General features: G+C 72.1%; 12 protein-coding genes. 8 read left to right on the forward strand and 4 right to left on the reverse strand.

Annotated elements, in window-relative coordinates; genetic code table 11:
* Positions 1-130: 130 nt before the first annotated feature.
* The 4 genes from ACFRCG_RS23535 (at position 131) to ACFRCG_RS23550 (ending at position 4013) form a co-directional block, all read left to right on the forward strand.
* Entirely contained in the window at positions 131-1582 is a 1452-nt protein-coding gene (locus tag ACFRCG_RS23535) for a class II fumarate hydratase (RefSeq protein WP_380034388.1), read from the forward strand.
* Between the two features lie 151 nt (positions 1583-1733).
* Positions 1734-2420 carry a DUF402 domain-containing protein gene (locus ACFRCG_RS23540; protein ID WP_380034390.1) on the forward strand — a complete coding sequence of 229 codons (687 nt, stop codon included), beginning with the start codon at positions 1734-1736 and terminating at the stop codon, positions 2418-2420.
* Positions 2421-2555: 135 nt separating this feature from the next.
* Positions 2556-3059: a SigE family RNA polymerase sigma factor gene (locus tag ACFRCG_RS23545; RefSeq protein ID WP_380034392.1), complete on the forward strand. Its 504-nt coding sequence runs from the start codon at positions 2556-2558 to the stop codon at positions 3057-3059.
* Between the two features lie 9 nt (positions 3060-3068).
* The gene (locus tag ACFRCG_RS23550) at positions 3069-4013 is read left to right on the forward strand and encodes a hypothetical protein (RefSeq protein WP_380034394.1); all 945 of its coding nucleotides are present in this window, start codon (positions 3069-3071) and stop codon (positions 4011-4013) included.
* Positions 4014-4054: 41 nt separating this feature from the next.
* Here the strand turns inward: ACFRCG_RS23550 and ACFRCG_RS23555 are convergent, their stop codons facing one another.
* Positions 4055-4963: a LysR substrate-binding domain-containing protein gene (locus ACFRCG_RS23555; protein WP_380034396.1), complete on the reverse strand. Its 909-nt coding sequence runs from the start codon at positions 4961-4963 to the stop codon at positions 4055-4057.
* Between the two features lie 266 nt (positions 4964-5229).
* Between ACFRCG_RS23555 and ACFRCG_RS23560 the strand changes: the two genes are divergently transcribed.
* Positions 5230-7224: a ricin-type beta-trefoil lectin domain protein gene (locus tag ACFRCG_RS23560; RefSeq protein WP_380034398.1), complete on the forward strand. Its 1995-nt coding sequence runs from the start codon at positions 5230-5232 to the stop codon at positions 7222-7224.
* Between the two features lie 75 nt (positions 7225-7299).
* Here the strand turns inward: ACFRCG_RS23560 and ACFRCG_RS23565 are convergent, their stop codons facing one another.
* Positions 7300-8115, reverse strand: a complete 816-nt coding sequence (locus tag ACFRCG_RS23565; protein ID WP_380034400.1) for a DUF1707 domain-containing protein — start codon at positions 8113-8115, stop codon at positions 7300-7302.
* 10 nt (positions 8116-8125) lie between these two features.
* Positions 8126-9517 (reverse strand): PLP-dependent aminotransferase family protein, encoded by a 1392-nt coding sequence (locus ACFRCG_RS23570; RefSeq protein ID WP_380034402.1) that lies wholly within the window; start codon positions 9515-9517, stop codon positions 8126-8128.
* 146 nt (positions 9518-9663) lie between these two features.
* On the opposite strand from ACFRCG_RS23570, the gene ACFRCG_RS23575 reads away from it, so the two are divergent.
* Both ACFRCG_RS23575 and ACFRCG_RS23580 read left to right on the forward strand, forming a co-directional pair.
* Entirely contained in the window at positions 9664-10641 is a 978-nt protein-coding gene (locus ACFRCG_RS23575) for a DMT family transporter (protein WP_380034404.1), read from the forward strand.
* A 60-nt stretch (positions 10642-10701) separates the two neighbouring features.
* Complete coding sequence (locus tag ACFRCG_RS23580; RefSeq protein WP_380034406.1) at positions 10702-12360, forward strand: fumarate hydratase; 1659 nt, start codon at positions 10702-10704, stop codon at positions 12358-12360.
* 60 nt (positions 12361-12420) lie between these two features.
* Here ACFRCG_RS23580 and ACFRCG_RS23585 read toward each other — a convergent pair whose 3' ends face one another.
* Positions 12421-12900, reverse strand: coding sequence for a MarR family winged helix-turn-helix transcriptional regulator (locus ACFRCG_RS23585; RefSeq protein WP_380034408.1), 480 nt, complete (start codon positions 12898-12900; stop codon positions 12421-12423).
* Between the two features lie 196 nt (positions 12901-13096).
* Here ACFRCG_RS23585 and ACFRCG_RS23590 point away from each other — a divergent pair, with 196 nt between their 5' ends.
* Positions 13097-13381 (forward strand): WhiB family transcriptional regulator, encoded by a 285-nt coding sequence (locus tag ACFRCG_RS23590; protein WP_380034410.1) that lies wholly within the window; start codon positions 13097-13099, stop codon positions 13379-13381.
* The last annotated feature ends 1 nt before the right edge of the window (position 13382 follow it).

Here is a 13382-nt window from a genome sequence, read left to right on the forward strand (position 1 = left end):
CCGGTTCGGGGCCGCCCGGGACCACTCCCGAGCGCCGGGACCACCCCCGACCGCCCGGCGCCGCCCCGCAGGAACAGGCCGGGCCGAGAAGCCGTTGTCGCCAGGGAACGCTTTCTAGGAGGCCACAGCGATGTCCGAGGCAGCAGCGAGCGCGGAGCCCACCGCGGAGCCGACCGCGGGTCCGGGTGCCGACCCGTCCGGCGAGTTCCGCGTCGAGCACGACTCGATGGGGGAGGTCCGGGTGCCGGCCGCCGCCAAGTGGCGGGCGCAGACCCAGCGGGCGGTGGCGAACTTCCCGATCTCCGGGCAGCACCTGGAACCGGCGCACGTGGAGGCCCTGGCCCGCATCAAGGGCGCGGCGGCCCGGGTGAACGCCGAACTGGGCGTGTTGGACAAGGAGACGGCGGAGGCGATCGAGCAGGCCGCGGTCGAGGTGGTCGGCGGTCGCTGGGCGGACCAGTTCCCGGTGGACGTGTTCCAGACCGGGTCCGGCACCTCGTCGAACATGAACATGAACGAGGTCCTGGCCACTTTGGCGACGGAGCGACTGGGCCGGGACGTACATCCCAACGACCACGTCAACGCGTCCCAGTCGTCCAACGACGTCTTCCCCTCCTCGATCCACATCGCGGCGGCGCTCGCCGTCACCCACCGGCTGATCCCCTCGCTCGACCACCTCGCGTCCTCCCTGGAGTCGAAGGCGACCGAGTTCGCCGACGTGGTCAAGTCCGGCCGCACCCACCTGATGGACGCCACGCCCGTGACCCTGGGGCAGGAGTTCGGCGGCTACGCGGCGCAGGTGCGCTACGGCGTGGAGCGACTGCACGCGACGCTGCCGCGCGTGGTCGAACTTCCTTTGGGCGGCACCGCGGTGGGCACCGGGATCAACACCCCGCCCGGCTTCTCGGCCCGGGTGATCGCGGAGATCGCGGCGGCCACCGGGCTGCCGTTCGTCGAGGCGCGCGACCACTTCGAGGCACAGGGCGCGCGGGACGGACTGGTCGAGCTGTCCGGCCAGTTGCGCACCGTCGCGGTCGGCCTGAACAAGATCGTCAACGATCTGCGCTGGATGGGCTCGGGGCCGCGCACGGGTCTGGCCGAGATCCGGCTGCCGGATCTGCAGCCGGGCAGCTCGATCATGCCGGGCAAGGTCAACCCGGTGATCCCGGAGGCGGTCGGCCAGGTCGTCGCGCAGGTGATCGGCAACGACGCGGCGGTGGCCTTCGGCGGCGCGGCGGGCAACTTCGAACTCAACGTGATGTTGCCGGTGATCGCCCGCAACCTGCTCGAATCGATCCGCCTCCTGGCCAACGTCACGCGGGTGCTGGCGGATCGTACGGTGGCCGGCATCGAGGCCGACGCCGAGCGGATGCGCGAATACGCCGAGTCCTCCCCGTCGGTGGTCACGCCGCTGAACCGCTTCCTGGGCTACGAGGAGGCGGCGAAGATCGCCAAGCAGTCGCTGGCCGAACGCAAGACGATCCGCCAGGTGGTCGTCGAACGCGGCCACATCGCCGCCGGCCGCCTCACCGAGGCCGAACTCGACACGGCGCTGGACGTGTTGGGGATGACTCGGCCGTGACAGCGGTGAACTCCGTGCCGTAGGCGGCCCCGTCGCGGCGCTCTGGGTGCCGAGCGTGCGGCGGGGACCGTACCCGGATGTTCTTCGCATGATGACCCACCCGTAACATGACTCACGGTCAGGTGTCACGGGCGCTGGGTACACCAAGCTCATGTCTAACATCCTGCGCATGCACGAGCACTTCGAGGATCCCCGTTCCGCGGCCGGCACCTGGTCTTCCGGCGACCAGGTGCTCTGGCGTTATCTGCGCGGAGGCCAGGTCCTGGACTGTCGGCCGGTGACCGTGGTTCGCGACGAGCCGGACCAACTCGCGGTCTGGCTCGCCGGCGGCACCTCACGGGTCAAACCGACGTTGCCCGACGGATCGGACATCCGGACCGCGCCGATCGAACGCAGATTCAGGCTCGGCCGGATCCCCTCGGTCGTCGAGTGGCACGGGACCGGCGTGTTGATGCTGGCCCGGCCGGGCGAGCCGTGGTCGGTCTGGCTGTTCTGGCAGCCCGGCTGGCGGTTCTCCGGCTGGTACGTCAACCTCGAGCGCCCGCGCACCCGTTGGGCGGGCGGCGTGGACACCGAGGACCACGTGCTGGACGTGTGGGTCACCCCGGATCGCCGCTGGGAGTACAAGGACGAGGACGAACTCGCCGCCTCCCGCGAGGCGGGCCGGCTCACCGATCGCCAGGTCGAGGCGATCGAGGCCGAGGGCCGGGCCGCCGTCGCGGCGATCGAGGCGTGGGGCGCCCCGTTCGACCAGGGATGGGAGAACTGGCGTCCCGACCCGGCCTGGCCGCTGCCGCAACTCCCCGACGACTGGGCGGACAACGCCCGCATCGCCTAGCGACCGCCGAGGCGAGTCTCCGTTTTCCGGGCCCGACTTCGGTCGGGCCCGACGCGTGTGCGGATCGGTTCGTCGTCGGGTGCAACCCTTTCGCCCCACGGCCGCTCTGAACGGGGTGAACCGAAGGGGGCCGAGATGCCGACAGCCGGACGGCGAGATTTCGAGGAGTACGCGCGGGCGCGCCAACATCAGCTCTATCGCACCGCGTACCTGCTGTGCGGCGACGCGGATCGGGCGCAGGACCTGGCCCAGACCACGCTGGCCAAGCTGTTCCAGCACTGGAAACGGGCGAGCCGGGCGGAAAACCTGGACGCGTACGCGAAGACCGTGCTCAGCCGCACGTTCCTGAGCGAGCAGCGCGGTCGCCGACGCGAGTACGCGGCGCACGAACTCGGGGCCGCGGGACCGCCGTCCACGCGGTACCCCGACCTGCGGCTGACCCTGCTCGCCGCGTTGGCGACGCTGCCGCCCAAGCCGCGCGTGATGGTCATCCTGCGCTACTGGGAGGACCTGAGCGTGGACGACGTCGCCGCCCTCCTGCGCTGCAGCACCGGCAACGTGAAGAGCCAGTGCGCCCGTTCGATGACCAAGCTCCGGGCCGAACTCGGAGACCTCCACCTGTACGCGACGGAAAGCTGAGGCGGTGTCATGCACGACGACGGGTACGAAGAGCACGCGGATCGGGACCTGCGCATGGTGATGGACCGGGCCACGGTCGAACTTCCCCCGCCGCCGGACCTGGTGACCGACGCGATCCGGGACGGGCGCCGCCGCCGGGTGCGTTCGCGGGCGGTGCTGAGCGCGGTGGTGGTCGGCGCGGTGGCGGCCGTCGCCGCGCCGACCCTGCTGCTCGGGCCGTTGGCCGGGAAGGACACCGCCCGGGCGGGCGCGTCGCGAAGCGGCGGGGAACTGCCGTTGGCCCCGGCGAACTGGCCGACGGGCCAGCCGCTCGCCGTGCCCACCAAGGCCTATCCGACGGTGCACGTGGAGGAGACGGGCGGGTCCGATCCGAAGTCGCGACTGACCAGGGAGCAGACCGAACTCCGGTACGCGTTCAAGCAGAAGGCCGCCGACGTGCTGACCAAGCTGCTGCCGGCCGACGTGGGCGAGATCCGGATTCCGGACAACGGCGCGCAGAGCTATCAGTTGGTGTCGGGCGACAAGACGTACGACATCACGTTCCGCGTCGACGTGTCCGGCGGCGGCCCCGCGAGCATCGCGCCCACCCCGGCCGGCGGGGCCGGCGGAGACGGGGCGGCGCCGCCCTCGTCGGTGAACGGGACGTGCGCCGAGACGGCCGTGCTGCGTCAGGGCAAGACCACGGAGGTCTCCTGCACGGACGCCAAGCTGCCCGACGGCACGGCGATCTCGATCACGAGCCGGCCCGCGGCGCGCGCGGGCACGGTGCCGAGTCCGCCCGTGCCGATGGCCATGTTCGGCTACCGCGGGGCCGACGTCATGCTCGCGCTGTTCGCCGACGTGAAGACCAACACGGCGCCGGCGGTCGGCAACGAGCAACTGGCCAAGGTGGTCACCGACCCGACGTTCCTGGAGCTGGTCGACTTCTGGCGGGACAACCCGATCGGCCGCTGAGGGTGGAATCGACCGGCGCCGTCACGACCCGGCGCCGGCCTTCACCCCACCACCCGCACCGGCAGGTCGCCCACCGCGCGTCGCAGCGCGACCGCCAGGTCGGCGAACTCCGCGCCCCGCCCCGTGCTGGAGCGCATCACCAGGCCGATGCGTCGGTACGGGGCGGGCGCGGCGAAGCGGGACACCGCCAGCTGTGAGCCCGGGCGGGTCTCCACGTCGATCGCGGTCTGCGGGAGCAGGGTCACGCCCAGGCCGCCGGCGACCAGCTGGACCAGGGTGGGCAGGCTCGCCGCACGGGTCGCGCCCGCCTCGGAGGCGCCGACCTCGCGGCACACGTCCAGCGCCTGGTCGCGCAGACAGTGGCCCTCGTCCAGGAGCAGTACGTCGAGGCCGCGCAGCGTGTCGCGGGGCAGGTTCCGGCGGCCCGCCAGCTCGTGGCCCTCGGGCACGATCAGGGTGAAGTCCTCCTCGTACAGCGGGATCTCCTCGACCCCGCCGAGCCCGGGGGAGGGCAGCGCGAGCAGGAGCAGGTCCAGCCGGCCGCCGGCGAGGCCGTCCATCAGCGAGCCGGTCTGCTCCTCGTGGACGTAGAGCTGGAGGTCCGGGTATTCCTCCCGGGCCAGCCGCAGCAGCGCCGGCAGCACATACGGCGCCACCGTCGGGATTACCCCCAGGTGCAGCGGCCCGGTGAACGGGCGCCGGGCCGATTCGGCCTCGTCCACCAGGTCGGCGAGCGCGTCGAGCACGCGGCGGGTATGCCGCGCGACCCGCTCGCCGGCCGGGGTGAGCAGGACCCGCCGCGTGGTGCGCTCCACCAGCTGGGTGCCCAGGGCGTCCTCCAGGGCGGCGATCGCCCCGGACAGCGCGGGCTGACTGGTGCCCACCGCCGCCGCCGCGTCCCGGAAGTGCAGGTAGTCGGCCACCGCGGCGAAGGCTCTGAGCTGCGACAACGTCGGCGTGCGAGTACTGATGGGAACCACCTGTCGGGTGCGTGTGGGCGGCCGATCCCCCGGCTCCTCCACGATAGGGCAACCGTCCGGACCGGCTCCGCGCCGCGCACGCGGCCCGGCGGTCCGGTCGGGCGCCGGCCGACCCTTGTGCCGCAAGTCACTTCTCTTCCGGTGTACCCACCGGTAGCTTGCTCTCGCTCCACTGTGCCCAAGTCCCCTTTGGGCGGCTCGTGCGTGTTCCTTCCATGCCACGAAGGCGAGGGTGCATGTCCAGATTCGAGCGGGTGCGGACGCTGGGACGGATGCGCGGCAAGGTGTTGCCGGTGGCGCTGATGGCGACCCTGATGGGTCTCACCGGCGGCCTGACCACGACCGGGTCGGCCGGAGCGGCCCCGGCGGCGGCCTCCGCGCTGTCCCCTCAACTGGAGGCGATCCGGCAGACCGAGGCCCAGGCGCTCTACGGGAGTACCGGGATCAAGCCGATCGCCGAGCGCAAGACGTCGCTGATCTCGCTCGGCGACAGCGAGATTGCCGGCGAGGGCGTCGGCGTGTACGAACCCGGCACCGACGGCCCGGACAACTGGTGCCACCGATCACCCGAGGCGGCGATCCACAAGACCGGGATCCCGACCGACCTGACCTACAACGTGGCCTGCTCCGGGGCGTCCACGGTCAACATCAGGATCGGCGGCAGCAAGCAGTACGCCGACGAGTTGGTGCAGTCGGACAACCTGGCGATCAAGGCGCGCAACACCCGCGTACAGCTGATCCTGCTGGTCGCCGGGGCCAACGACGACATCCGGTTCGGCCCGACCATGACCGACTGCGTGACCAGGCGGGTGTTCTTCCAGGGCGAGTGCTACGGCACGTACCAGCCCGGCTGGCAGGCGCGCGCGGACGCGATGCGGCCCAAGGTCGAGCAGACCGTGCGCGATCTGAAGACCGTCATGGCCGACGCGGGCTACGCGAGCGGCGACTACAAGCTCGTGCTGATGGGCTACCCGTCGCCGATCGCCCCGGACGTGGAGGACAACCCCGACTTCCCCGGCTGGTACGCCGGCGGCTGCGTGGGCTATCTGCGCGACGCGGCCTGGGGGCGCAACGAGGCGGTGCCGATCTTCGAGCGGGCCGAGCGCCAGGCCGCGGCGAACACCGGTGTCACCTACCTGGACAACTCGCGGTTGTTCCACGGCCACGAGGTCTGTACCGACAACACCTGGGCGCGCGGCCTGTGGTTCGCCAACCCGAACGTGTTCGACCCGAACACGACCCGGCAGAGCTTCCACCCCAACGCGCGTGGCCACCTGGCGTTCGCGTCCTGCCTGACCCAGCTGTACACCTCGGGCTGGAGCCAGGCCGGTTGCGCGGACTCGGCAAGTACCGGACAGGCCAAGCTGTATCAGGGTGTGCTCAGTGCCGATTTCCGGCAACTGCGCAACGAGGGAACCGGGTTGTGCGCCGACGCGTACGGCTTCTCCTCGCGCAACCAGACCCCGGTGGACCTGTGGCCCTGCCACGGCGGGCGCAACCAGGGCTTTCGGTACGACGCCGCGAACCAGTCGCTGCACACCGAACTCAGTGAGGACCGGTGTGTGGATCCGCTCGGCGGCGGGCGCGCCTCGGGCACCGCGCTGGTGTTGTGGAACTGCAACGGCGGTACCAACCAGCGCTTCGTCGAGGTCGCGGGCACCCTGCGGCCGGCCGACACGCAGACGTTGTGCGTGGCGGCGCCGGCGGCCGACGCGACGCTCGGTGCGAAGCTGGTGCTCGCCGGGTGTGACGGCTCGGCGGGGCAGCGGTGGGTGAAGGAGCCCGCCGCGTCGGTACGGTTCGCCGAACTCGTCTCCGGCGCCAAGTGCCTGGACGTGGACGGCGGCACGATGTCCTCCGGGCGGGCCGTGCTGGCCTGGGACTGCACCGGCAACACCAACCAGAAGTGGTGGCGCAACCCGGCCACCGGCCAGGTGCACAGCCTGAAGGACCCGGCGTACTGCCTGGACAACCGCGGCGCCACGGCGGCGGGCGCGGGTCTGGGCATCTGGCGGTGTGACGACGCGCACGGGGCGTACCTGAACAACCTGCGCTTCGACACGGACGCGGCCGGCCGCCTGGTCAGCCGGGTCTCCGGCCTGGCGGCCACCGCCCCGGCGGGCAACGGCGCGGTCACCCAGCAGCCGGTGAGCGCGTCGCCGGCGCAGACGTGGACGGCGGGGGCCTCGGTGGCCCTGCCCTACTCGGTGATTCCGTACGACGCGTACTGAGCGCGCACGCACCACGCGGTCCCCGTCCGGATGCCGGGACGGGGGCCGCGGTCGCGGTCGCTCCCGGGGCGCGGCTCAGTCGCGGTCGGGGTCCTCGCGGAGGGGGTCCTCGCGGCGGACGGGCTCGTCCTTGCGGAACATCTCGCGCTCGCGGCCCCGATCGAGTTCGGGGCGGTACTCGCCCTCCCGGGGCAGCTCCCGCACGCGGTCCGCCTGCGTCTCGCGGAAGCGGTCCGCCTTCATTTCGCGGACGCGCTCCATGTCCATCTCGCGCTTGCGCTCGCGTTGTTCCCTGCGCCGCTTGACCCGCACCGAGACGCCGCCCATCACGGCGAGGCCCTTGACCACCACGACGGGTGCGCGTGGGTCGTCGGTGTACTGCTCGTGCACGTCGAAGCTGCCCATGAAGCCGAACCCGTGGTCGCGCACGGTGACGCCCTCCGGGATCTTGATGTCGATCCCGCCCCAGATGGTGAACACCCGGATCACCAACTCGGGTTCGTCGAACACCGCGTCGGTGAGGTCGATGTCCACCCCGCCCATGATCGCGACGGCGTTCAGCTTCCCGCCCGCGCGCCAGCGGCCCTTGCGGGTGGAACCGCTCCAGAACGCGAACATGTTCGACCGGGCCGGGGTCGGCGAGACCGACGCGGCCGCGGCCGGCTCGTAGCCGATCGGGGCCGGTGCCGGCAGGTCGGCGATCAGCGGTTCGAGCTGGCTCACCGTCCTCGCGGCCAGCGCCGCGTCCACTCGTTCGGCGTGTTCGTCGGCGGTCAGGCGGCCCTCCGCGAGCGCGTCGCGCAATACGTTGACGTAGCGGTCGCGGTCCGCGTCGGACGCCCGCAGCTCGGGTATGGGCGGTTGGGAACGACGCTCTGGGCTGGTGTCCACGAGGTCAAATCTAGCCCGGGGGTGCATTCGCCGGGAGTACGGACCGCGCGAGCAGCCGGACGGCCTCGCGCAGTCGGTCGGGGGACAACCCGGCGTAACCGATGATCACCGCCGGCGGGCCGGTCGCGAACGCGCGCAGGTCGGCCATCGGCTCGACCCGCACGCCGAGCGCCGCGGCCCGGCGTACCGTGGCCGACTCGTCGGAGCCGGGCGGCAGTTCGACGTAGAGGTGGATGCCCGCGGCGACGCCGTGCACCCGGGCGGCCGGCAGGTGTTCGGCCAGCGCCTCGACCACCGCGTCGCGGCGGGCGCGGTAGTGCGCGCGCATCGCCCGCAGGTGCCGCTCGTACGCGCCGGTGGCCAGCATCCGGACCAGGGTCAGCTGGGGGAGGGTGGCCGAGCCGAGGTCGGCGTTGGTCTTCAGGTCGTGGATCCGCTCGATCAGCGGTGCGGGCAGTACGGCCCAGCCCAGGCGCATCCCGGGCGCGAGCGCCTTGCTGGTCGAGCCCAGGTGCACCACCCGGTCCGGCGCCAGGCCCTGGAGGCAGCCGACCGGGTCGCGGTCGTAGCGGAACTCGGCGTCGTAGTCGTCCTCGACGATCAATCCGTCGTGCGTGCGGGCCCAGGCGACCAGGGCCGCGCGGCGGCGGGGGGACAGGACCACGCCGGTGGGGTACTGGTGCGCCGGGGTGACCAGCACCGCCCGGGCGCCGGTGCGGGCCAGCGCCTCGACGTCGAGACCCTCGGCGTCGGTGGGGGCGTAGGCGACGGCCAGGCCGTGGGTGGTGAAGATGCCGCGCTGCCGGTCGCTGGAGGGGTCCTCCACCGCGAGCACGTCCCGGCCGAGTCGGCGCAGCGCCTGGGAGACCAGGGACAGGCCCTGGGCGACGCCGTTGACCACCACGATGTGCTCGGGCCGGGCCTGGGCGGCGCGGACCCGGCCGAGGTAGTCGGCCAGCGCGGCGCGCAACTCGCCCGCGCCGGACGGGCCGGGGTAGCCGAGCGCACGGTGCGGGGCGGTGTTCAGCACGTGCCGGGTCGCGGCCAGCCACGCGGAGCGCGGGAACGCGGACAGGTCGGGCACCCCGGGCTTGAGGTCGTGGGTGATCGGGACGGCCGTGCCGGGATCGGGAGCGGCGGCCGGTTGGGGCGCGGTGCAGGCGGCGGTGACCTGGGTGCCGGAGCCGTGCCGCGAGACCAGGTAGCCCTCGGCGACCAGCTGCTCGTAGGCGTCGACGACCATGCCCCGGGAGACGTCCAGGCTCTCCGCGAGCGCACGGGTGGACGGCATCCGGAATCCGGCGGGCAGCCGGCCCGAGCGGATCGCCTCGCGCAGGCCCGACTGCACCTGGGCGCCCAGGCGGCCCGCGGATCGGTCGAGGTGGACGAGGAGTTCGCGCATGGGTGCCTGCCGTGGGGTGGCCGGGAGTGGTGCGTCCGCCCCCGGAGGACGGGAGGGCGGTGGGCCCGCCGCCCCGAAGTGGTCCGGTTTTTCGGGGCGGAAGTGGCTCTGCCGAGGGCTCCACCGGCTTCCTAACGTTACGGCACATGACGCTCTCCTCGATGTCCCCCCGCTCGATCGGTCTGCTGTGCGCGGCCTCCGCGCAGGGGCTGATCGGCGCCTCCGCCGGTGTCTCCGCGGTGCTGCGCGACTATCCGGTCACCGGCGGCCAGATGCTCCGCTACACGCTGGCCGCGCTCGTGTTGTTCGGGGTGTTGCGGGTGCGGCGGATCCCGCTGCTGCGCCCGACCGGGCGCGAGCTGGTCCGGCTCGGGCTGCTCTCGCTGTCCGGGCAGACGGTGTTCAACCTGTGCCTGTTCGCCGCGCTCGACCGGGCCGACCCGGCCACGGTGGGCAGCATCCTGGGCGCGACGCCGCTGCTGCTCGTGCTGGTCGTGCCGCTGCTCGGCGGGCGCCGGCCGAGTCGGTCGGTGTTCGCCGCCGCGGTGCTGGTGGTGGCGGGGGCGGCGGTGGTGCAGGGGCTCGGCGGCGGGACGGCGCTCGGGTTGGTGTTCGCGTGCGGGGTGGCGCTGTGCGAGATGGGCTTCACGCTGATCGCGGTGCCGCTGCTGCCGCGGTTGGGTGCCTGGCGGATCGCGGCGTACGCGACGGCGATGGCGATTCCGCAGATGTTGGTGGTGGGGGCGTTCACCGATGGCGCGGACCTGATCCGGACGCCGTCGGGCACCGAACTGGTCGCGCTGCTCTACCTGGCGCTGCCGCTCACCGCCGGGGCGTTCCTGCTCTGGTACTCGGCGCTGGCCCGGGTCGAGCCGGAGCGGGCCGGGCTGTTCATGGGCCTGGTGCCGGTGACGGCCGCGCTGTCCGGCCTGGTGCTCGGCACCGGTACACCCACGATCGGCCAATTCGCCGGCGCCCTCCTGGTCGGCGCGGGTGTGGTCCTCGGACTGCGCGCGGAGGAGGGCGAGCCGGCTCCCGACCGGGTCGCCGAGCCGGGCGCGGACGCTTCCTCGGCGCCCGTCGTGATCGCCGGTCCACCACCCGGGGCGACCTCGGAGCCGTGACCGCTCCGGAGGCGTTCTACTCTGGACGACGGCCCCGTCACCGCCCCAGTGAGGATCACGATGTCCGCCCCTCTGAACTCCTTCAGCGCCTACACGGATCTGCTGCCGCTCGGGGAGGACACCACGCCCTACCGGCTGCTGACCGCCGACGGCGTGTCCACGTTCGAGGCGGGCGGGCGCCGGTTCCTCAATGTCGATCCCGAGGCGATGCGACTGCTCGCGCGCACCGCGATGCGCGACATCTCGCACCTGCTGCGCCCCGGGCACCTGGCCCAGGTCGCGCGGATCCTGGACGACCCCGAGGCGTCGGCCAACGACCGCTTCGTCGCGCTCGACCTGCTCAAGAACGCCAACATCGCGGCCGGCGGCGTGCTGCCGATGTGCCAGGACACCGGCACGGCGATCGTGATGGGCAAGCGCGGGCAGCACGTGCTCACCGACGGGCGGGACGAGGAGCACCTGTCGCGCGGCATCGCCAACGCCTACACCGAGCTGAACCTGCGCTATTCGCAGATGGCCCCGCTGACCATGTGGGACGAGAAGAACACCGGCAACAACCTGCCCGCCCAGATCGAGCTGTACGCGACCCCGGGTGAGGCGTACAAGTTCCTGTTCATGGCCAAGGGCGGCGGCAGCGCCAACAAGTCGTACCTGTACCAGGAGACCAAGGCGGTCCTGAACCCGCAGAGCATGCTGCGCTTTTTGGACGAGAAGATCCGCTCGCTCGGCACCGCCGCCTGCCCGCCGTACCACCTGGCGATCGTGGTCGGCGGCACCAGCGCGGAGCACGCGCTCAAGACCGCGAAGTACGCCTCCACCCGCTACCTGGACACGCTGCCCGGTCAGGGTTCGCCGCTGGGGCACGGCTTCCGCGACGTGGAGTTCGAGGCCGAGGTGCTGAAGCTGACGCAGCAGATGGGCATCGGCGCGCAGTTCGGCGGCAAGTACTTCTGCCACGACGTGCGGGTGATCCGGCTGCCCCGGCACGGCGCGTCGTGTCCGGTGGCGATCGCGGTGTCCTGCTCGGCCGACCGGCAGGCGCTGGCCAAGATCACCGCCGAGGGGGTGTTCCTGGAGGAGCTGGAGACCGACCCGGCCAAGTACCTGCCGGAGACCACGCACGACGACCTCGACGACGCCGTCGTACAGATCGACCTCAACCGGCCGATGAGCGAGATCCGCGCCGAGCTGTCCAAGTACCCGGTCAAGACCCGGCTGTCGCTGACCGGCCCGGTCGTGGTCGCGCGCGACATCGCGCACGCCAAGATCAAGGAACTGCTCGACGCGGGCAAGCCGATGCCGCAATACCTGCGCGACCACGCGGTCTACTACGCGGGCCCGGCGAAGACTCCCGAGGGCTACGCGTCGGGCTCGTTCGGCCCGACCACCGCCGGGCGGATGGACTCCTACGTGGAGCAGTTCCAGGCCGCGGGCGGCTCGTTCGTGATGCTGGCCAAGGGCAACCGGAGCAAGCAGGTCACCGACGCGTGCAAGACGTACGGCGGCTTCTACCTCGGCTCGATCGGCGGCCCGGCCGCGCGCCTGGCCCAGGACTGCATCAAGAAGGTGGAGGTCCTGGAGTATCCGGAGCTGGGCATGGAGGCGGTCTGGAAGATCGAGGTCGAGGACTTCCCCGCCTTCATCGTGGTCGACGACAAGGGCGAGGACTTCTTCGCCGACGTCACCACGCCGACGTTCCACATCAACCGGCGGCCGTGACTTTGGTCGGCTTCGTCGCGGCCCGGGTGTCGAGCAGGTTCGACACCCGGGCCGCGGCCGTCAGGCCCCGGATCCCTCGGCGGGGTCGGGGTCGAGCGGTGTGTCGAGCAGAGCGGCCAAGTCGGCGGTGAAGGCCGCGGTGCGAGGGCTGCCGGGGCCGCCGAGCGGGGCCAGGAAACGTTCGTGCAGCTCTCGGACGATGCCGATCGCGCGGCCGGTGACCTCGTGTCCGTGCTCGGTGAGGGAGAGCCGTACCGCCCGGCTGTCGGCCGCGTCGCGGGTGCGCTCGATCAGGCCCGAGCCCTCCAGGGCGCGCGCCAGCTTCGAGACGTAGAGCGCCTCCAGACCGGTGTGGTCGGCGAGTTCGCGCTGACTGGGCTGCCGGCCGGAGCGCGCCATGCCGTACAGCGAGGCCAGCAGCGAGTATTGCGCGTGGGTCAGCCCCACCGGCCCGACGGCCCGGTCCACCGCCACCCGCCACTTCATCGACAGACGCCACACCAGAAAGCCGGGCGTCGCCCCTTCGGTCGTCGTGCTCATGGCGAAAACAGTACATGGCTATCAAATACATGGACGCTGTTTCCCGCGGGTCGGAAAGTGGGGCGGTGGGCCCTCGGTTTCCTTGACGTTTCCTTGTGGTTACTTGTCGTCGCCTTGTCACGCCGGCACGCATGCCTGGGAATTCGTCGGGTAGGCGACACCCACCGAGCCCACCCGCCGACGTGAGGAGCACAGCGTGACCGAACGGATCGACATCATCCGCAGCGCCCGCGCGACCTGGACACCGCCGCCGTCCGGCGCGTGTGCGAGCGTGGACCGGCAGATCTTTCTCGGCTACCCCGGGGAACCCGTGGTCGCCCGGCTCGCCCGCGAGGAGGACGCCAAACGCGTCTGCGCACGCTGCTCGGTCCTGTTGGAATGCCGGGAGAGCGCCCTCGCCGAAACCAACCCGGTCGGGGTGCGCGGCGGCCTGACGCCGAACGAGCGCGGGGCGGTGCGTCGCCGGCGCGCCTATCACTGAC

It is taken from the genome of Embleya sp. NPDC056575 (genome assembly GCF_042793325.1).
Taxonomy (GTDB): domain Bacteria; phylum Actinomycetota; class Actinomycetes; order Streptomycetales; family Streptomycetaceae; genus Embleya.